The organism is Streptomyces sp. NPDC058052 (assembly GCF_042885515.1).
Classification (GTDB): domain Bacteria; phylum Actinomycetota; class Actinomycetes; order Streptomycetales; family Streptomycetaceae; genus Streptomyces.
In genome coordinates, this window is the sequence record NZ_JBHVRX010000004.1 from 53,199 (window position 1) to 70,412 (window position 17,214).

The 17,214-nt window shown below is 70.7% G+C and carries 15 protein-coding genes and 2 pseudogenes; 15 read left to right on the top strand and 2 right to left on the bottom strand.

Annotation, left to right across the window (positions count from 1 at the left end; translation table 11 throughout):
* Positions 1-81 precede the first annotated feature (81 nt).
* From ACFVU3_RS06970 to ACFVU3_RS06980, 3 genes and pseudogenes are all read left to right on the top strand, one after another.
* Positions 82-1,227 (top strand): AAA family ATPase, encoded by a 1,146-nt coding sequence (locus ACFVU3_RS06970; protein ID WP_390064375.1) that lies wholly within the window; start codon positions 82-84, stop codon positions 1,225-1,227.
* Positions 1,224-1,601 (top strand): nucleotide pyrophosphohydrolase, encoded by a 378-nt coding sequence (locus ACFVU3_RS06975; protein WP_390064377.1) that lies wholly within the window; start codon positions 1,224-1,226, stop codon positions 1,599-1,601. Before ACFVU3_RS06970 ends, ACFVU3_RS06975 begins: the two co-directional genes overlap by 4 nt.
* 234 nt (positions 1,602-1,835) lie before the next feature.
* Positions 1,836-2,318 (top strand): annotated as a pseudogene (locus tag ACFVU3_RS06980) (DUF6099 family protein); the annotation flags it as partial.
* A gap of 179 nt (positions 2,319-2,497) precedes the next feature.
* On the opposite strand, the gene ACFVU3_RS06985 reads toward ACFVU3_RS06980, so the two are convergent.
* Positions 2,498-2,779 (bottom strand): hypothetical protein, encoded by a 282-nt coding sequence (locus ACFVU3_RS06985; protein WP_390064379.1) that lies wholly within the window; start codon positions 2,777-2,779, stop codon positions 2,498-2,500.
* A 251-nt stretch (positions 2,780-3,030) separates the two neighbouring features.
* On the opposite strand from ACFVU3_RS06985, the gene ACFVU3_RS06990 reads away from it, so the two are divergent.
* Positions 3,031-3,954 carry an LLM class F420-dependent oxidoreductase gene (locus ACFVU3_RS06990; protein ID WP_390064381.1) on the top strand — a complete coding sequence of 308 codons (924 nt, stop codon included), beginning with the start codon at positions 3,031-3,033 and terminating at the stop codon, positions 3,952-3,954.
* Between the two features lie 4 nt (positions 3,955-3,958).
* A complete protein-coding gene (gene mmuM, locus ACFVU3_RS06995) occupies positions 3,959-4,885 on the top strand; it encodes a homocysteine S-methyltransferase (RefSeq protein ID WP_390064383.1) in 927 nt (308 codons plus the stop codon).
* A gap of 106 nt (positions 4,886-4,991) precedes the next feature.
* Here mmuM and ACFVU3_RS07000 read toward each other — a convergent pair whose 3' ends face one another.
* The gene (locus ACFVU3_RS07000; RefSeq protein ID WP_390064385.1) at positions 4,992-5,513 is read right to left on the bottom strand and encodes a hypothetical protein; all 522 of its coding nucleotides are present in this window, start codon (positions 5,511-5,513) and stop codon (positions 4,992-4,994) included.
* A gap of 94 nt (positions 5,514-5,607) precedes the next feature.
* Here ACFVU3_RS07000 and ACFVU3_RS07005 point away from each other — a divergent pair.
* The 10 genes and pseudogenes from ACFVU3_RS07005 to argF all read left to right on the top strand — a co-directional run.
* Positions 5,608-5,721 (top strand): annotated as a pseudogene (locus tag ACFVU3_RS07005) (hypothetical protein); the annotation flags it as partial.
* A gap of 40 nt (positions 5,722-5,761) precedes the next feature.
* Positions 5,762-7,450 carry a recombinase family protein gene (locus ACFVU3_RS07010; RefSeq protein WP_390064387.1) on the top strand — a complete coding sequence of 563 codons (1,689 nt, stop codon included), beginning with the start codon at positions 5,762-5,764 and terminating at the stop codon, positions 7,448-7,450.
* A gap of 190 nt (positions 7,451-7,640) precedes the next feature.
* Positions 7,641-8,855, top strand: a complete 1,215-nt coding sequence (locus tag ACFVU3_RS07015) for a helix-turn-helix domain-containing protein (RefSeq protein ID WP_390064389.1) — start codon at positions 7,641-7,643, stop codon at positions 8,853-8,855.
* Positions 8,856-8,979: 124 nt separating this feature from the next.
* Positions 8,980-9,387 carry a DUF6415 family natural product biosynthesis protein gene (locus ACFVU3_RS07020; protein ID WP_390064390.1) on the top strand — a complete coding sequence of 136 codons (408 nt, stop codon included), beginning with the start codon at positions 8,980-8,982 and terminating at the stop codon, positions 9,385-9,387.
* Entirely contained in the window at positions 9,384-9,614 is a 231-nt protein-coding gene (locus tag ACFVU3_RS07025; protein ID WP_390064391.1) for a hypothetical protein, read from the top strand. The genes ACFVU3_RS07020 and ACFVU3_RS07025 overlap by 4 nt, the downstream gene beginning before the upstream one ends.
* 476 nt (positions 9,615-10,090) lie before the next feature.
* Complete coding sequence (locus ACFVU3_RS07030; protein ID WP_390064392.1) at positions 10,091-10,525, top strand: recombinase family protein; 435 nt, start codon at positions 10,091-10,093, stop codon at positions 10,523-10,525.
* A gap of 100 nt (positions 10,526-10,625) precedes the next feature.
* Positions 10,626-12,107 (top strand): 3' terminal RNA ribose 2'-O-methyltransferase Hen1, encoded by a 1,482-nt coding sequence (locus tag ACFVU3_RS07035; RefSeq protein ID WP_390064393.1) that lies wholly within the window; start codon positions 10,626-10,628, stop codon positions 12,105-12,107.
* Positions 12,104-14,674, top strand: a complete 2,571-nt coding sequence (locus tag ACFVU3_RS07040; RefSeq protein ID WP_390064395.1) for a polynucleotide kinase-phosphatase — start codon at positions 12,104-12,106, stop codon at positions 14,672-14,674. The genes ACFVU3_RS07035 and ACFVU3_RS07040 overlap by 4 nt, the downstream gene beginning before the upstream one ends.
* A 111-nt stretch (positions 14,675-14,785) precedes the next feature.
* Positions 14,786-16,018, top strand: a complete 1,233-nt coding sequence (locus ACFVU3_RS07045; protein ID WP_390064396.1) for an arginine deiminase — start codon at positions 14,786-14,788, stop codon at positions 16,016-16,018.
* A 106-nt stretch (positions 16,019-16,124) separates the two neighbouring features.
* Complete coding sequence (gene argF / locus ACFVU3_RS07050) at positions 16,125-17,138, top strand: ornithine carbamoyltransferase (protein ID WP_390064398.1); 1,014 nt, start codon at positions 16,125-16,127, stop codon at positions 17,136-17,138.
* The last annotated feature ends 76 nt before the right edge of the window (positions 17,139-17,214 follow it).

Here is a 17,214-nt window from a genome sequence, read left to right on the forward strand (position 1 = left end):
GAGTCAGGGGCAGAGGCAGGGGCAGGGGCAGGGGCAGGGGCAGAGGCGGGGACAGAGGCGGGGACAGGCGCGGTGGGGCCGGTGGCCGCGGCCGTACGGTCGGCCTTCGCGCGGCCCGTCGTGACCGAACTGCGGCTCTCCGCCTACGCGGGCCGCCGCAGCGCCACCTACCCCCTCGGTCCCGTCACCCTCTTCACCGGGCCCAGCGGCAGCGGCAAGTCCACCGTCCTCGGCGCGTACGAGGCGCTCGCCCGGCTCGGCGCGGGCGACCCCCTCGGCGAGGTCTTCCCGGACCCCGCCGCCCACGTGCCCGACAGCGCCCGGCCCGACGCCCAGGGCCGCCGCGGCTTCCGCATCGGCTGCACCGTCGACGGCCCCGTCGGCCCCGTCCGCCTCGACCTCGCCGTCCAGGCCGAGCCCGAACTCCGCATCGTCGGCGAACGCCTCACCCGCCACGGCCGCACCCTCCTCACCACCGCCCTCAGGGACCCCGGCCGCACCACCGTCCAGGCCGCCTGGCTCACCGCCGGCAGCACCCCCGTCACCCGCGCCCCACTCCCCGGCGACCTCCTCGGTACCGCCCTCCTCCCGCTGCGCGTCGCCGGCTCCACCGCGGGCCAGCGTGAAGTCCTCGCCGCCGCTGAACAGACCGTGGTCGGCCTCCGCTCCCTCTTCCCCTGCACCCCCGCACCGGGCAGGATGCGCGCCCCCGTCGTCCCGGGCGAGGGCCGGCTCCTGCGCGACTGCGCCAACCTCGCCGAGGTCCTGCACCGCACCCACACCGCCTGCCCCCGCCGGCACCAGCGCCTCGCGGCCGTCGCCGACGCGGGCTGCGCGGGCCCCGTCACCGGCGTCGCCGTCGAAGAACTCCCCGACGGCACCGTCCAGGCCCTCCTCGCCCGGGACGCCGGCCGCCCCGCCACCCCGCTCGGCCGGCTCGGCGACGGCGAACTGCGCTACCTCGCCGTCGCGTTGACGCTCCTCACCGGCCCCGGCGTCCTCGCCATGGACCGGATCGCCGAGGTCCCGGACGCCATGCAGTGCCTCACCCTGCTCACCGACGACCTCGACCGGGGCCTCGACCCCCGCCAGGCCACCGCCCTCCTCGGCCTGGCCGCGGACATCTCCGCCGACGGCCACATCCGGCTCGCCGGCTCAATCGGCGGGGCCGCTGCCGCGGAAGCCCGGCGAACCCCGGGGGTGACAGTGGTAGACCTGACCCCGTGACGGACACCGAACACGACGTGGCCGGGCTCCAGCGCCGCCTCGCCGACTTCGCGGCGGCGCGCGACTGGCAGCCCTACCACACGCCCAAGAACCTGGCGGCGGCGCTCAGCGTCGAGGCGGCCGAACTCCTGGAGATCTTCCAGTGGTCGACACCCGAGCAGGCGGAGAAGGTGATGGACGACCCGGACTCCGCCCACCGGGTCACCGACGAGGTCGCCGACGTCCTCGCCTACCTCCTCCAGTTCTGCCAGGTGCTGGGGATCGACCCCCTCGCCGCCCTCGCCGCCAAGATCGACCGGAACAAGCTCCGCTTCCCGGCCCGCAGACGGGACGTAACGGGCGAGTCGGACAGTGAGGGCGGCGATCGGCGGTGATCGGGCGGTGGTCAGGCGACGGTCAGGCAACGGTCAGGCGGTGATCGGGGGGTGGTCGAGCGATGGTCAGGCGGTGATCGAGCGGTGATTGTCACTCTTCGGAGTGATCGCTTTACCTCCTTCGAGCCGCCTGTCCACAGATTTCCGAATTCCTCTGGTGCAGGGGCTCAGGCGGCCTCACTCTGGGTAGTGGACTGAAGGGAACGGCAAGTCGCACGAACGGGGGCGGAGTTGATGGAAGCGGAGCGACTCGTCCTGGCCGGCCTGCACGCGCTGGCCGAGAGCAGGACGGCACACGACATCGTGGCGGAAGCCTGGCAGGCCCGGGCGCTCGCCCAGGCGATAGGAAGTCACCTCGCGCTCTGCGGACCGCTGGAGCTGCGCGGTGAGGCACGGGGACTCAGCGAGGCCGGGGAGTACCCGACGTGGGGAGCGACCGGTCCCCGCGCCGCCCGGCTCAGCGAGGTCGGCGACCCGCGCTCGGCGCTCACCGCTCTCGGTGAGCTCCTCGGGGAGGTCGGCATCGCCCTCGTCGGCGTGGCCTCGGTCACCGACGACGAGGGCCTCTACTGGCAGTGCATGGAGGCCATCGACGCCGCCGACGAGGCCGGCGACCGCGTCCGGGGCATGCTCCGGCGCCTCGACGTCCGAGAACAGGGCCGGGCGCGCCCTCCCGACCCGCCCCTGGGCAGGGCGGGCCCCCTGCCGACCGCCTCGCACCCCAGGAACCCGACCCCCCGCACGGCCCCCGAGCCCGTGCGGGAGTCGGAGCCGGAGCGGGAGAGAGACCGGGAGCGGGAACGGGAGGGAGAGCGGGAACGGGATCGGGAGCGGGAACGCGACCGGACCCGGGACCGATGACGGTCCAGGGCCCGGGCAGCGGGGGAAGGGAGAGGTCAGCGCACTCCGGCGCCGTCGCCGCTCCCACCGCCGGAAGGAGTGTCGGAACGACGGGAGGAGGCGCCGTCGGAACGGCCGCCGGACGGCTCCGGCTCGTGACGGTCCACGGAGGACTGGAGGTCGGCGTCCAGCTGGGAGAGATCTGCGGAGAGCGCCGCCATCAGCTCCTCCATCTGCTGGAGCAGCCCCTTCGGGGCTCCCGGAGCCTGCTGCTCGGGCACGGACTGCGGCACCTGCCGCTCGGGCAGCGCCTGCTCAGACGCGGCTTCCTGGGACATCGCGGCCTCCTCACCCCGGGCCCCGGCCGGCGCGGACGGGATCACGGGAGAAGAACGACGCACCGGCTGCTGCCGCCGGCACGCGGGCCGGGCGGTCCGGCTCCGCCCGAGCCAACGACGAGGCCCGGTCACGGTCACTGGCCAGCGGCGACGCGTCCCGCCAGGGGGGACGGATATTCACCCGACCGGGCCGGGCGGCCCCGCGCGCTGACGCGCGGCTTGACACGCACCCTTCGGTGCAGGATGGAGGCATGGATCTTCGCATCTTCACGGAACCCCAGCAGGGCGCCGACTACGACACCCTCCTCCGGGTGGCCCGCGCCACCGAGGAACTCGGCTTCGACGCCTTCTTCCGCTCCGACCACTACCTGCGGATGGGCTCCGCCGACGGGCTGCCCGGGCCGACCGACGCCTGGATCACCCTCGCCGGCCTCGCCCGCGAGACCAAGCGGATCCGCCTCGGCACCCTGATGACCGCCGCCACCTTCCGGCTGCCGGGAGTCCTCGCCATCCAGGTCGCGCAGGTCGACCAGATGTCCGGCGGACGCATCGAACTCGGTCTCGGCGCGGGCTGGTTCGAGGAGGAGCACACCGCGTACGGCATCCCGTTCCCGAAGGAGAAGTTCGGCCGGCTGGAGGAGCAGCTGGCGATCGTCACGGGCCTGTGGGGGACCGAGGCCGGCAAGAACTTCTCCTACGAGGGGAAGCACTACCGCCTCGCCGACTCGCCCGCCCTGCCCAAGCCCGCCCAGCAGAAGATCCCGGTCCTCGTCGGCGGCCACGGAGCCACCCGCACGCCCCGGCTGGCGGCGCGGTACGCGGACGAGTTCAACATCCCGTTCGCGTCCCTGGAGGACACCGAGCGGCAGTTCGGACGCGTCCGGGCCGCGGCCGAGGAAGCCGGCCGGCGCGCCGACGACCTCGTGTACTCCAACGCGCTGGTCGTCTGCGTCGGCAAGGACGACGCCGAGGTCGCGCGCCGGGCCGCCGCCATCGGCCGGGACGTGGAGGAACTGAAGGCCAACGGCCTCGCGGGCTCGCCCGCCGAGGTCACCGACAAGCTCGGCCGGTACGCGGCGGCCGGCTCCTCCCGGGTCTACCTCCAGGTCCTGGACCTGGACGACCTGGACCACCTGGAGCTGATCTCCGCCCAGGTCGCACCGCAGCTGGGCTGAGCCGATGGCACCGGACCGGACGTTCGCCCAGGTGCTCGCCGACGGCGTGCTCGTCCTCGACGGCGGGCTCTCCAACCAGCTGGAGGCCGAAGGCTGCGACCTGTCGGACGCGCTCTGGTCGGCGCGGCTGCTCGCCGACGCGCCCGACCGGATCGAGGCCGCCCACGCCGCCTACGTCCGGGCCGGTGCCCAGGTGCTGATCACCTCCAGCTACCAGGCCACCTACGAGGGCTTCGCCCGCCGCGGCCTCGACCCCGCGGCCACGACGGCGCTCCTGCGCCGCAGCGTGTCGCTGGCCGAGGCGGCGGGGGCAGGGCGGAGGTGGGTGGCCGCCTCCGTCGGGCCGTACGGGGCGATGCTGGCGGACGGGAGCGAGTACCGGGGACGGTACGGGCTGTCGGTCCGGCAGCTGGAGAGCTTCCACCGCCCGAGGGTGGAGGCCCTCGCGGCGGCGGGGCCGGACGTGCTGGCGCTGGAGACGGTGCCGGACGCCGACGAGGCGGAGGCCCTGCTGCGGGCGGCCGACGGGTGCGGGGTCCCGGTGTGGCTCTCGTACACGGTGGCGGGCGGCCGCACGCGGGCCGGCCAGGACCTGGCCGACGCCTTCGCGGTGGCGGCCGGGAACGACCAGGTGGTGGCGGTCGGCGTGAACTGCTGCGATCCGGCCGAGGCCGCCGGGGCGGTGGCGAGCGCCGTCGCCGCGACCGGCAAACCCGGTGTCGCCTACCCCAACAGCGGGGAGCGGTGGGACGCCCGGGCCGGCGGATGGCGCGGCCGTACGGCCTTCGGCCCCGCCGAAGCCCCGGCCCTCGCCACCGCCTGGGCGACGGCGGGCGCCCGCCTGATCGGCGGCTGCTGCCGCGTCGGCCCCGGCACGATCGCCGCCTTGGCGGGGTGGAGGGGCGAGGGGGAGGGGGTTGGGGTGGCGTGAGGGGGTGAGGGTGGGGGCGGGGAGGGAGGGGAGGGGGAGCCCCCCAGAGTTACGGACAAGGGCAGCGCCCTCCCTGTGACCTCGTGCCCTCCCCGTGACCCCGGGGTCACGCGGACGCTGAGCAGCTGCACGTCGGGGAACAAGGAGCGCGTCGTGTGACCGTCGCGTTGTCCACGTGGACGGATGCGGTGCCGTCCTCCGTGCAGCGGAGGGCCACCGAGATGCGGCGGACCTCGTCGGCCGGGGTGGTCGTGCAGGCGACGGCGACTTCGAAGAGGTCGTGGCCCTCGGGGCAGGTGAGGACGGCCGGCGCGGCGCCGGGGGGTGTGGGGGCCGCATGCCGGGCGGGGGTGAGCGTCCAGGGGAAGCCGTTCGGGTGGACGCCGCCGTCCTCGATGCCGAGCGGCAGGCAGCAGCCCTCGCAGAAGCACTCGTCCGCCACCACTTCGAACTGGTCCCAGCCGCACATCGGGCAGAGGGCGGGGGCGATGGTGAGCCGTTCGTCCGGAGCGGGGGCGGTGGCCGTCCGGTGGAGGAGTGCCACCGGGTCGACGTGTTCCCAGGGATCCCGAGCCTCCGAGGCCACTCGGGCTTCCCGGACGTCCCGGGTGTTCGCGCTGTCGTCCATGGGGTCATCCTGGCAGTCGTGCGGGGGCTCGGGGGCGGGTGGGGCGGGAGAAATTGCCTGGTGGGTGGGGCGGGGCGTGCCCATACTCGGATGTGTGTTCCTGACGATCAGTACCACCGGCACCCCGGAGCGTCCCGCGACCGATCTCGGTTTCCTGCTGCACAAGCATCCCGAGCGGGCCCAGGCGTTCTCGACCTCGCACGGCACTCCGTAGATTCACTGGATGAAACCGCGCTAGCCTTTGGCCCATGACCAACCCGCAGAGAGCGCTGCTCGCCGCTCGCATCAGCGTCGACACCGACGAATCAACGTCCATCGACCGGCAGTTGGAGAAGCTGAACGCATGGGCGCAGCAGCACAGCTACGCCGTAGCGGGTGTAGTTGAGGACCGGTCCGTCTCCGGCTCGATAGATCTCCCCGATCGCCCCTCCATGGGCCCATGGCTCACAGAGGAAGGGCGAGAACAGTGGGACGTCCTGGCCGTCACCACACAGGACCGGCTGAGCCGTGATGACCTCCACTTCATGGCGTTCGTAAAGAACGTCCTGGACTGGGGCAAGCTCCTCGTTGTCCTGGACGATCCGTCGTTCGACATCTCCACGGAGACAGGACGGCTCATCGCCTATGCCAAGGCGACACAGGCAGCAGCAGAGCTGCGGAAGATCCGGCAGCGTGTCTCTGATGCCCGGTCCTACCTGCGCCGGAACGGCCTGTTCGCTGGCGGTACAACGCCCTGCGGCTACCTCTACGAGGAGTCCCCGGACGGCCGGCACTACGTCCTCACCCCAGAGCCCACCTACTCCAAGTTGGTCAAGGAGATGTCAGAGCGGGTACGGGCAGGCGTGTCCACGAACCAGCTAGCCCGAGAGCTGAACGCCAAGGGTGTGCTGACGTGGCGTGACCACCTGCGGGTCCTGCGGGGACAGAAGACCAAGCACAGGGACGGAAAGGCGCTCACAGAGGCGCAGGGGACCAAGTGGAGCCCTCAGGTAGTGCAGCGCATCCTCAAGCACCCTTCCTGCGCTGGCTTCCTGGCCTACAAGGGAGAGCCGTTCGAGGACGACGAAGGCAACCCGGTCATGGCCACCGAGTATCCGATCCTCACTCAGGCAGAGTGGCAAGCCACGGTTGCGGCGGTCACGTCCCGTGGACTGTCGAACATCCGGCGCACCAACGAAGCATCGCTGCTCACGGGTACTGCACGCTGCGGTAGCTGCGGTGCGCGACTTTTCTGTCACCGGCTCAAGAAGACGTTGGCGTCAGGAGAGGTCAAGACGTACCGGCACTACTCCTGCACGTCCCACTCCAAGGCGACGCCCTGTAGCTCTCCCGTGCGCATCCCTGAGGTGTTGCTGAACGAGATCTTCGAAGACGCGCTGCTGAGCCGTCTCGGTGAGCTTGCAGAGGTCGTCAAGGTGACCGAGCCGGGGGAGGACCACACGGCAGAGCTGGAACAGGTCACCGCGCGTCTGCTGCGCCTGGAGAGGGACTACGAGAACGGCAAGTACGACGACCCCGAGAAGGAAGAGTCCTACTGGCGGATGCACGGGAACCTCACCAGGAAGCAGAAGGATCTCAAGGCCAAGCCTGTACGTCCTGCGGTCACCCGCTACGTGCCCACGGGGCTCACGCTGGCGCAGAAGTGGGGAGGGATGAGGACCGACGAACGCAGGGACTACCTGACAGGCAGAGGCGTCAAGGTCTGGGCATGGAAGAACGCCATTCCTGGCGTTGCACACGGGGCTGTCGTATCGCTCGGTGACCTGAAAGAGCTTGCCCGAGCAGCAGGGCTGGACGCTGTGTCAGTAGAGGGATGGCAGGTGTCGAGCTGGAACGTGCCAGCGCACTGGACCGCCCCTGACCTGCGAGAGTTCGTCACGGACCCGGTTCCTGACGTTCTTTCAGGACTATTCGGAGAAGATAAAGAAAGCGCATAAAGTAAAGCCTCGCAGAAATGCGGGGCTTTATTGTTTTAGCGAATTCAATTCAGAATAAAGACCCCCCACCTCTAATGATTCAATTTCAATTCGGGGTGGTCTAGTCGCGCGGGTGCCTTGAGCGCCTAGGGGGTAGGGCAGGAGCCCCGAACCCTGATGGGCGGGGGAGTGGTCGGCGTACGGTGTCGGCGTGACGACCGAAGACCTGGGGAAGACCCTGCGCCGTCTGCGCCGTCTGGCTGGACTGACACAGGAAGAGCTGTCAGAGCGTTCCAACGTGTCCGTGGACGTGATCAGACAGCTAGAGCAGCAGCGCAAGCACTCCGCACGTCTCCCTACGCTTCACGCCCTGGCGAACGGTCTCGGGGTGGAGCTGACGACGCTCCTGGGGGACCCTCCTGCGGTCTCGTCCAAGGGGGAGACGGACGGTCCTAAGTTCGTAGCGATGCGCCGGGCGGTCATGCCCGCGCTCTGGGGACCCGAGCCGCAACCGCCGGCCTCTGACTTCTCCCTGGACTCCCTGCGTGAGCAGATCGCAGAGGGGTGGACGCGCTATCACGCTGCTGAGTTCGACTCCGTGATGGACGCTCTGCCTGCCCTGATCGCGGACGCTCGCTCTGTCTCGGCCTCAGCCGACAAGGAGGAGCAGGAGGAAGGGTTCGCGGCTCTGGGCAAGGCTCTGCAACTGGCTGGACACGTAGCCGTGCGCATGGGGAAGACAGACCTGGCACTGATCAGCCTGGAACGGGCGATAGACGCTGCCGCCCAGTCCGCGAACCCTCTGCTGCTCCCCATGCTCGTGAACTCCACTGCGTGGACGTACCAGCGACAGGGACGCCTGGAAGACGCTCTGTCCATCGCCCTGAGGGCTGCGGACGACATGAAGAGCGCGGGTCTCACCGAGACGGCAGACGGGCTCAAGGTCTGGGGCGGACTGACGATGAGCGCTGCTACGTCGGCGGCGAGGAGCGGTGACTATGACCGCGCTGCGGACCTCATGGAACGAGCGGAGAAGGAAGCCGCACGAGTCTCCAAGCTCCCTGAGGGCGGCGACAGCCGCATGGTGAGCGTGTTCAGTCCATCGTCAGTACGTATCGAGCGTGTACGTCTCGCGGTCCAGTACGGCCACCCTCACGACGCGTTGGCTCTGGCCAAGGGAATGAGGCTCAGGAAGGACACTCCGCCGTCCTGGCGTACGTGGCTGCTCCTGGACGTGGCCCGTGCCCACACGGACACCGGAGACGCTGCCGGGGCGGTCAAGACACTTGAGTCCCTGCGGAAGGTGGCACCGACGTGGATGCAGCACCACACGTTGGCCGTGGCGATCGTCCGTGACCTGTGGTCGCTTCCCAACCATCCTCCGGGGCTGCGGTCGTTGGCTGAGTTCCTGGGGGTCGTCAGCTAAGCGACCAGAACTAGGACGTTGTGTCCCTGTAAGCGATCACGCCAACTCGATTGCATGAGAGGTCAAGCGCTCCGGCGACCGCGCGAACGGCCCCGGAGCTTGGCCGACTGCAAGGAGTCGACACGTGAACGCTACCGCGCACGGCGCAGCGGAACAGGTCCCGGAGCAGACGATCCCGCTCGACCTCCAGACGATGCGTCAGACGGCCCTCAAAGCGCTCGGGGAAGGGGCGGACGATCTCCCCATGGACGCCGTGGAGAGCCTGATTCAGGCGCTCCGGGGGATGCTGCTCCTGCTCCTCCCTGAGGTCACCGCAGCGGCTGGCAGGCACCCCAAGGGAGACATGCCCCGTGTCTGCGCCCTGGTGGGCATCGAGGAAGCCTGGCGGCACCTCAGGACCCCATACGTGCCCGCTGCTTCCCCGTGGGCTCTCAGGCACGCTCAGAGGCTCGCACGGTCCGTCATGGCGCTCACCGACCACTATGTGAACCTGGGTGGTCCCGACTCTGCGAACCTGGGCGGGCAGGCATGAGCCAGACGCTCTTCTACTGCCGTGGCTGCGAGGGTGTGATCACGGAGGAAGCTGACGCGGTGTTCCTGTGGCATGAGCCGGGGAGCAGCGGTCCGGGAAGGGATGTCTACGCGCACCGTGAGCACGTCCACCAGGTGAAGGAAGACGAGACCGCTATTCGTCTCCTGGCGCGCATCGTCGTAAATCGTCTGACGTCTCCGGATGCGGAGTGGCGTAAGACTCTCTGATCTTCCAGGCATACCGATACCCCCATGCCCTTGTCGGGTGTGGGGGTATTCGCGTAAGCGGAATCGGTCCGTCTCGTTTGTCAGTGGTGGATGGGACTCTAGAAGTAGCTCGAAGAACGAGCCCAACACACCAGGAGGAAACATCAGAACGGTAAGCAAGCGCGCCGACAAGCTCAAGGCCGGCGACTACGTCAAGGGGCCGAAGGGTAAGCCCGTAGAGATTCTATCGATTGAAGAGGGGGTCAACCAGGACAACAGGAGGTGCCGCATCCTGCGGCTGTACAAGGCAGGGAACCTGGTCGTCAAGGATGGGAGGTTCCTGGACACCTACCCCACGCAAGACAAGTAACTCCAACGCTGATATGTCGATACCTCGAAACTCGGAGGTGTCGGCATTTGTAGTTGGTGGTGTTCGCGAGAGGCAGACAGGAGTAACTGCATCTGAATGCCAACACCCGTGAACTACCCTGGAGTACATGCGCCCCGGTGACATGCTCACCGTCCAGGAAGTTGACCGGCTCGGCCGGAACCTCCTTGAGGGGCTGATCATGCTCACCGACCTGTTCGAGCAGGGCTACGCGGTCAAGGTTCTCGACGGCATCGCTGCCGGGGAGCACACGGAGCGCAGCCTGATCCTGGATCTTGCCCTGGCTCTCGCAGAGGACCGACGGCGCGACATCTCTAAGAAGACGAAGAACGGACTGGACGCAGCCAAGGCACGTGGGCGTGTCGGTGGTCGTCGTCCTGTCATGTCTGACGTGCTCACGGCTCAGGCCGTAGCCCTGCGGGACAAGGGGTTCACCATCCGGCAGATCCAGCCGCACCTGACGTACAAAACGGCCGGCGGTGAGACCCGTAACCCCTCTGTCGGTGCCATCTCTCAGGCGCTCAAGACGCACGACGCCGAGTAGCCGCAGCGCCCCACAGGGCCCCTGCCAACACGGTGGGGGTCTTCTGCTGTCGCGGGTAAACCAGTACCGCCGTGAGCCCGCACCTGCCCATACTCGCCGTGTGTTCCTGACAATCTCGACTACCGGCAACGAGCAGAACCCCGCCACTGACCTGGGCTTTCTGCTCCATAAGCATCCAGCGCGGGCCTTCTCAGCTAGTACGTCCCACGGCACCGCGCACGTGCTCTACCCCGAGGCCACCGCGGAGCGTTGCACCGCGGCGCTGCTTCTGGAGGTGGATCCCGTGGCGCTGGTGCGCCGCGGCAAGGGGAAGGGCCGGGGCGGTGCCCCGGACGCGGCCCTCGCGCAGTACGTGAACGACCGTCCCTATGCCGCTTCGTCGTTGCTGGCGGTGGCGCTCGCGCAGGTCTTCAAGACGGCGCTGCACGGTGTGTGCCGTGCGCTGCCCGAGCGGGCGGCGGAGCCGTTGCCGCTGCGGGTCGAGGTGCCGGTGCTGCCCGCGCGGGGCGGTGTCGAGCTGGTCCGGGAGCTGTTCGGGCCGCTGGGCTGGACGACGGTGGACGCCGAACCGGTGGCGCTGGACGCGGAGTTCCCCGAGTGGGGCGACTCCCGGTACGTGCGGCTGGTGCTGGAGGGCGACGGGCTGCGGCTCGCGGACGCGCTGAACCAGCTCTATGTGCTGCTGCCCGTCCTCGACGACGCCAAGCACTACTGGGTGGCGCCGGACGAGGTGGACAAGCTGCTGCGGGCCGGTGAGGGCTGGCTGGCGTCGCACCCCCGGCGCGAGCTGATCACCACCCGCTATCTGTCGCGCCGGCGGAGCCTCGCCCGTGAGGCGTCGGAGCGGCTGGAGCTGGTCCGGCTGGCCGAGGCCGAGGGGCTGGACGTCGAGGACGTCGACAACGCCGTGGACGAGGCGAGCGACACGGAGGAGCGGCCGGTGCCGCTCGCCGAGCGGCGGCGTGCCGCGATCCTGGCGGCCCTGCGGGCGGCCGGTGCCGCGCGTGTCCTCGATCTGGGCTGCGGGCAGGGCCAGTTGGTGCAGGCGCTGCTGAAGGACGTCCGGTTCACGGAGATCGTGGGCGTGGACGTGTCGGTGCGGGCGCTGACCGTGGCGGCGCGCCGGCTGCGGCTGGACCGGATGGGCGAGCGGCAGGCCGCCCGGGTCGCGCTGGTGCAGGGCTCGCTCGCGTACACGGACAAGCGGCTGGCCGGGTACGACGCGGCCGTGCTGAGCGAGGTGATCGAGCACCTCGACCTGCCGCGGCTGCCGGCCCTGGAGTACGCGGTGTTCGGTGCGGCCCGGCCCCGTACGGTCGTGGTGACGACGCCGAACGTCGAGTACAACGTGCGCTGGGAGTCGCTGCCCGCCGGGCACGTCCGGCACACCGACCACCGCTTCGAGTGGACCCGGGCGGAGTTCCGGGAGTGGGCCGCCGCCGTGGCAGGACGGTACGGGTACGGCGTGGGGTTCGAGCCGGTCGGGCCGGACGATCCCGAGGTCGGCCCGCCCACGCAGATGGCCGTGTTCACCCGCGCCGGCGCGGAGGACGACGAGACGAAGAAGGAGGATCGGGCATGAGTGCCGACACGACCACCACCGCCGCGGCGGACACCGTGGAGCGCCGGGTGCTGCCCGTCACCGACCTGTCCCTCGTCGTGCTCGTGGGCGCGACCGGTTCGGGCAAGTCGTCGTTCGCGCGGCGGCACTTCAGGCCGACCGAGGTGGTGTCCTCGGACTTCTGCCGGGGGCTCGTCGCGGACGACGAGAACGACCAGTCGGCGTCCCGGGACGCCTTCGACGTGCTGCACTACATCGTCGGCAAGCGGCTCGCGGCCGGCCGGCTGACCGTCGTCGACGCCACCAACGTGCAGCGCGAGGCGCGCCGGCAGCTGGTGGAGCTGGCGCGGGCGCACGACGTGCTGCCGATCGCGATCGTGCTCGACCTGCCGGAGTCGGTCTGCCGGGAGCGGAACGCGCTGCGGGCGGACCGGGCCGGCATGCCCGCCCATGTGATCCCCCGTCACCGGCGCGAGCTGCACCGCGGGCTCAAGGGGCTGGAGCGGGAGGGCTTCCGCAAGGTCCACGTGCTGCGGTCGGTCGAGGAGGTGGAGGCGGCGGAGGTGCGGCTGGAGCGCCGCTTCAACGATCTGCGGCACCTGCGCGGCCCGTTCGACATCATCGGTGACGTCCACGGCTGCCGGAGCGAGCTGGAGACGCTGCTCGGCCGGCTCGGTTATGTGGACGGCGTGCACCCGGAGGGGCGTACGGCGGTCTTCGTCGGCGACCTGGTCGACCGGGGTCCGGACTCGCCGGGCGTGCTGCGCCGGGTGATGGGCATGGTGGCGGCGGGGACGGCGCTGTGCGTGCCGGGCAACCACGAGAACAAGCTGGGGCGCTGGCTCAAGGGCCGGAAGGTCCAGGTGACGCACGGTCTCGCCGAGACCGTCGAGCAGCTGGAGCGGGAGCCGGCCGGGTTCCGCGACGAGGTCGCCCGGTTCATCGACGGTCTGGTGAGCCACTACGTCCTGGACGACGGGAACCTGGTGGTGTGCCACGCGGGTCTGCCGGAGAAGTACCACGGCCGTACGTCGGGGCGGGTCCGCTCGCACGCGCTGTACGGGGACACGACCGGTGAGACCGACGAGTTCGGGCTGCCGGTGCGCTACCCGTGGGCGGAGGACTACCGCGGCCGGGCGGCGGTCGTGTACGGGCACACGCCGGTGCCGACGACGTCCTGGGTGAACAACACCCTCTGCCTGGACACGGGTGCCGTGTTCGGCGGGCGGATGACGGCGCTGCGGTGGCCGGAGCGCGAGCTGGTCGACGTGCCCGCGGAGAAGGTCTGGTACGAGCCGGCCCGGCCGCTGGCGTCGGAGGCGCCGGGTGGGCACGAGGGCCGGCCGCTCGATCTGGCCGACGTGCACGGGCGGCGGACGGTGGAGACCCGGCACCTGGGCCGGGTGACGGTGCGGGAGGAGAACGCGGCGGCGGCGCTGGAGGTGATGAGCCGGTTCGCGGTCGACCCGCGGCTGCTCGCGTACCTGCCGCCGACGATGGCGCCGACGCCGACCTCGGGTGCGGAGGGCTATCTGGAGCATCCGGCGGAGGCGTTCGCCCAGTACCGGGCGGACGGGGTCGAGCGGGTCGTGTGCGAGGAGAAGCACATGGGTTCGCGGGCGGTGGCGCTGGTCTGCCGGGACGCGGACGCGGCCCGGGAGCGGTTCGGGGTGGACGGGCCGACGGGCGCGCTGCACACCCGTACCGGCCGGCCGTTCTTCGACGACGAGGCGGCCACCGAGCAGGTCCTCGCCCGGCTGCGGACGGCGATCGGCGCGGCGGGGCTGTGGGACGAGCTGGACACGGACTGGCTGCTGCTCGACGGCGAGCTGATGCCGTGGTCGCTGAAGTCGGGCGGGCTGCTGCGTCACCAGTACGCGGCGGTCGGCGCGGCCTCCGGGGCCGTGCTCCCGGATGCCGTGCGGGCGCTGGAGCAGGCGGTCGCGCGCGGGGTCGAGGGCCTCGGCGGTCTGCTGGCGGCGCAGCGGGAGCGGGCGGCGGACGCGGGCGCGTTCACCGAGGCGTACCGGCGGTACTGCTGGCCGACGGAGGGTCTGGACGGGGTGCGGTTCGCGCCGTTCCAGCTGCTCGCGGGGCGGGGGCGGTCGCTCGCCGAGGTGCCGCACGACATCCAGCTGGGGTGGCTGGACCGGCTCGTGGAGCACGATCCGACGGGTCTGCTCCAGGTGACGCGGCGGATCGTCGTGGACACCGGCGACGAGGCGTCCGTCCGCGCGGGCACCGAGTGGTGGCTGGAGCTGACCGGCGCGGGGGGTGAGGGCATGGTCGTGAAGCCGCTCGCCGCGCTGGTCGTGGACGGCTCGGGCCGTCCGGTGCAGCCGGGGGTCAAGGTGCGGGGCCGGGAGTACCTGCGGATCGTGTACGGCCCCGAGTACACCCGTCCGGAGAACCTGGCGCGGCTGCGGCAGCGGTTCCTCGGCCACAAGCGGTCGCTCGCCCTGCGCGAGTACGCGCTCGGCCTGGAGGCGCTGGAGCGGCTCGCGGCCGGGGAGCCGCTGTGGCGGGTGCACGAGGCGGTGTTCGCGGTGCTGGCGCTGGAGTCGGAGCCGGTGGACCCGAGGCTGTAGAGAGGGAGGGGAGGGGGCGGTCGCCGTACCGTCCCTTCCTTCTTCTCCCGGCGCGGAATTCGGTCGTGCGCGTGTCACGCGCGCGGCGGTCCGCTCCGTCAGGATGGGCGCATGGGATTCCATGTCGACTCCGAGACCGGCCGGCTCCGCCGCGTGATCCTCCACCGCCCCGATCTGGAGCTCAAGCGGCTGACCCCGTCCAACAAGGACGCCCTGCTCTTCGACGACGTGCTGTGGGTGCGGCGGGCCCGTCAGGAGCACGACGGCTTCGCGGACGTGCTGCGGGACCGGGGTGTCGAGGTGCATCTCTTCGGTGATCTGCTGCGGGAGGCGCTGGACGTGCCCGCGGCGCGGGCGCTGGTCCTGGACCGGGTCTTCGACGAGAAGGAGTACGGGCCGCTCGCCGCCGACCACCTGCGGGAGGCGTTCGACTCGCTGGACTCCGGGGCGCTGGTGGAGGCGCTGGTCGGCGGGATGACGAAGCGGGAGTTCCTGGCGGCGCACCGGGAGCCGACGTCGGTGCGGTTCCACGCGCTCGATCTCGACGACTTCGTGCTCGGTCCGCTGCCGAACCACCTCTTCACGCGGGACACCTCGGCGTGGATCTATGACGGGGTGTCGATCAACGCGATGCGCTGGCCGGCGCGGCAGCGCGAGACCGTGCACTTCGAGGCGATCTACAAGCACCATCCGCTCTTCGCGGGGCCGGAGGCGGGGCCGTTCCACCACTGGTCGGAGGGGCAGGCGGACTATCCGTCGACGATCGAGGGCGGGGACGTGCTCGTCATCGGCAACGGCGCGGTGCTCATCGGGATGAGCGAGCGGACGACGCCGCAGGCGGTGGAGATGCTGGCGCGGGGGCTGTTCGCGGCGGGTTCGGCGCGGACGATCGTGGCGCTGGACATGCCGAAGCGGCGGGCGTTCATGCATCTGGACACGGTGATGACGATGGTGGACGGGGACACGTTCACCCAGTACGCGGGGCTGGGGATGCTGCGCTCGTACACGATCGAGCCGGGTGACGAGGGGCAGGCGCTGCGGGTGACGGACCATCCGCCGGAGCAGATGCACAGTGCGATCGCGGCGGCGCTGGGGCTCCAGGACGTGCGGGTGCTGACGGCGACGCAGGATGTGCACGCGGCGGAGCGGGAGCAGTGGGACGACGGCTGCAACGTGCTGGCGGTGGAGCCGGGGGTGGTGGTGGCGTACGAGCGGAACGTGACGACCAACACGCATCTGCGGAAGCGGGGCATCGAGGTGATCGAGATCCCGGGGAGCGAGCTGGGGCGGGGGCGGGGCGGCCCGCGCTGCATGAGCTGTCCGGTGGTGCGGGACGCGGTGTGAGCGGGGGGCGGGCTGCCACCCGGGGGTGTATAAGAATGCCTTCGTATGTATAGACTTCCAGCAATCCGCAGGATCCGCCCCCGCCCGTACCCCAGGAGCGCCCCTCATGGCCCTTGACCTCTCCGGCCGCCACTTCCTCAAGGAGCTGGACTTCACCGCCGAGGAGTTCCGCGGCCTGATCGACCTCGCCGCCGAGCTGAAGGCCGCCAAGAAGGCGGGCGCCGAGGTGCAGCGGCTGCGCGGCCGGAACATCGCCCTGATCTTCGAGAAGACCTCCACCCGCACCCGCTGCGCCTTCGAGGTCGCCGCCGCCGACCAGGGCGCCTCCACCACGTACCTCGACCCCTCCGGCTCGCAGATGGGGCACAAGGAGTCGGTGAAGGACACCGCCCGCGTCCTCGGCCGGATGTTCGACGGCATCGAGTACCGGGGCGACAGCCAGGCCACCGTGGACGAGCTGGCCGCCTTCGCCGGCGTCCCCGTCTTCAACGGGCTGACCGACGACTGGCACCCCACCCAGATGCTCGCCGACGTGCTCACCATGACCGAGCACAGCGACAAGCCGCTGGAGGGCATCTCCTTCGCCTACCTCGGCGACGCCCGCTTCAACATGGGCAACTCCTACCTCGTCACCGGCGCCCTGCTCGGCATGGACGTGCGGATCGTCGCCCCCGAGGCGTACTGGCCGGCCGACGAGGTCGTCGCCGCCGCCCGCGAACTGGCCGACAGGAGCGGCGCCACCCTCACCCTCACCGAGTCCGTCGAGGACGGCGTCCGGGGCGCCGACTTCGTCGTCACCGACGTCTGGGTCTCGATGGGCGAGCCCAAGGAGGTGTGGGACGAGCGGATCGCCGCCCTCGCCCCGTACTCCGTCACCATGGACGTCCTGCGCGCCACCGGGAACCCGGACGTCAAGTTCCTGCACTGCCTGCCCGCCTACCACGACCTGGGCACGAAGGTCGCCCGCGAGGTCCACGACCGGCACGGGCTGACCGAGCTGGAGGTCTCCGACGAGGTCTTCGAGTCGGCGCACTCCGTCGTCTTCGACGAGGCCGAGAACCGGCTGCACACCATCAAGGCGGTCCTCGTCGCGACCCTGGCCGGGCCCGCTTCGGCATAGCTTTACGCCCGATTGGGTGAATATGCGGGGTGGGGTCTACTATCGCATCGTTCAGGGGGGTCCGGGCCTTATACCC

Bases quoted from the DNA above. Each gene is read 5' to 3' on its own strand.
- ACFVU3_RS06985 (WP_390064379.1), bottom strand. From the start codon at position 2,779: ATGTCCCAGGAAGCCGCGTCTGAGCAGGCGCTGCCCGAGCGGCAGGTG.
- ACFVU3_RS06990 (WP_390064381.1), top strand. From the start codon at position 3,031: ATGGATCTTCGCATCTTCACGGAACCCCAGCAGGGCGCCGACTACGAC.
- mmuM (WP_390064383.1), top strand. From the start codon at position 3,959: ATGGCACCGGACCGGACGTTCGCCCAGGTGCTCGCCGACGGCGTGCTC.
- ACFVU3_RS07000 (WP_390064385.1), bottom strand. From the start codon at position 5,513: ATGGACGACAGCGCGAACACCCGGGACGTCCGGGAAGCCCGAGTGGCC.
- ACFVU3_RS07010 (WP_390064387.1), top strand. From the start codon at position 5,762: ATGACCAACCCGCAGAGAGCGCTGCTCGCCGCTCGCATCAGCGTCGAC.
- ACFVU3_RS07025 (WP_390064391.1), top strand. From the start codon at position 9,384: ATGAGCCAGACGCTCTTCTACTGCCGTGGCTGCGAGGGTGTGATCACG.
- ACFVU3_RS07030 (WP_390064392.1), top strand. From the start codon at position 10,091: ATGCGCCCCGGTGACATGCTCACCGTCCAGGAAGTTGACCGGCTCGGC.
- ACFVU3_RS07040 (WP_390064395.1), top strand. From the start codon at position 12,104: ATGAGTGCCGACACGACCACCACCGCCGCGGCGGACACCGTGGAGCGC.
- ACFVU3_RS07045 (WP_390064396.1), top strand. From the start codon at position 14,786: ATGGGATTCCATGTCGACTCCGAGACCGGCCGGCTCCGCCGCGTGATC.
- argF (WP_390064398.1), top strand. From the start codon at position 16,125: ATGGCCCTTGACCTCTCCGGCCGCCACTTCCTCAAGGAGCTGGACTTC.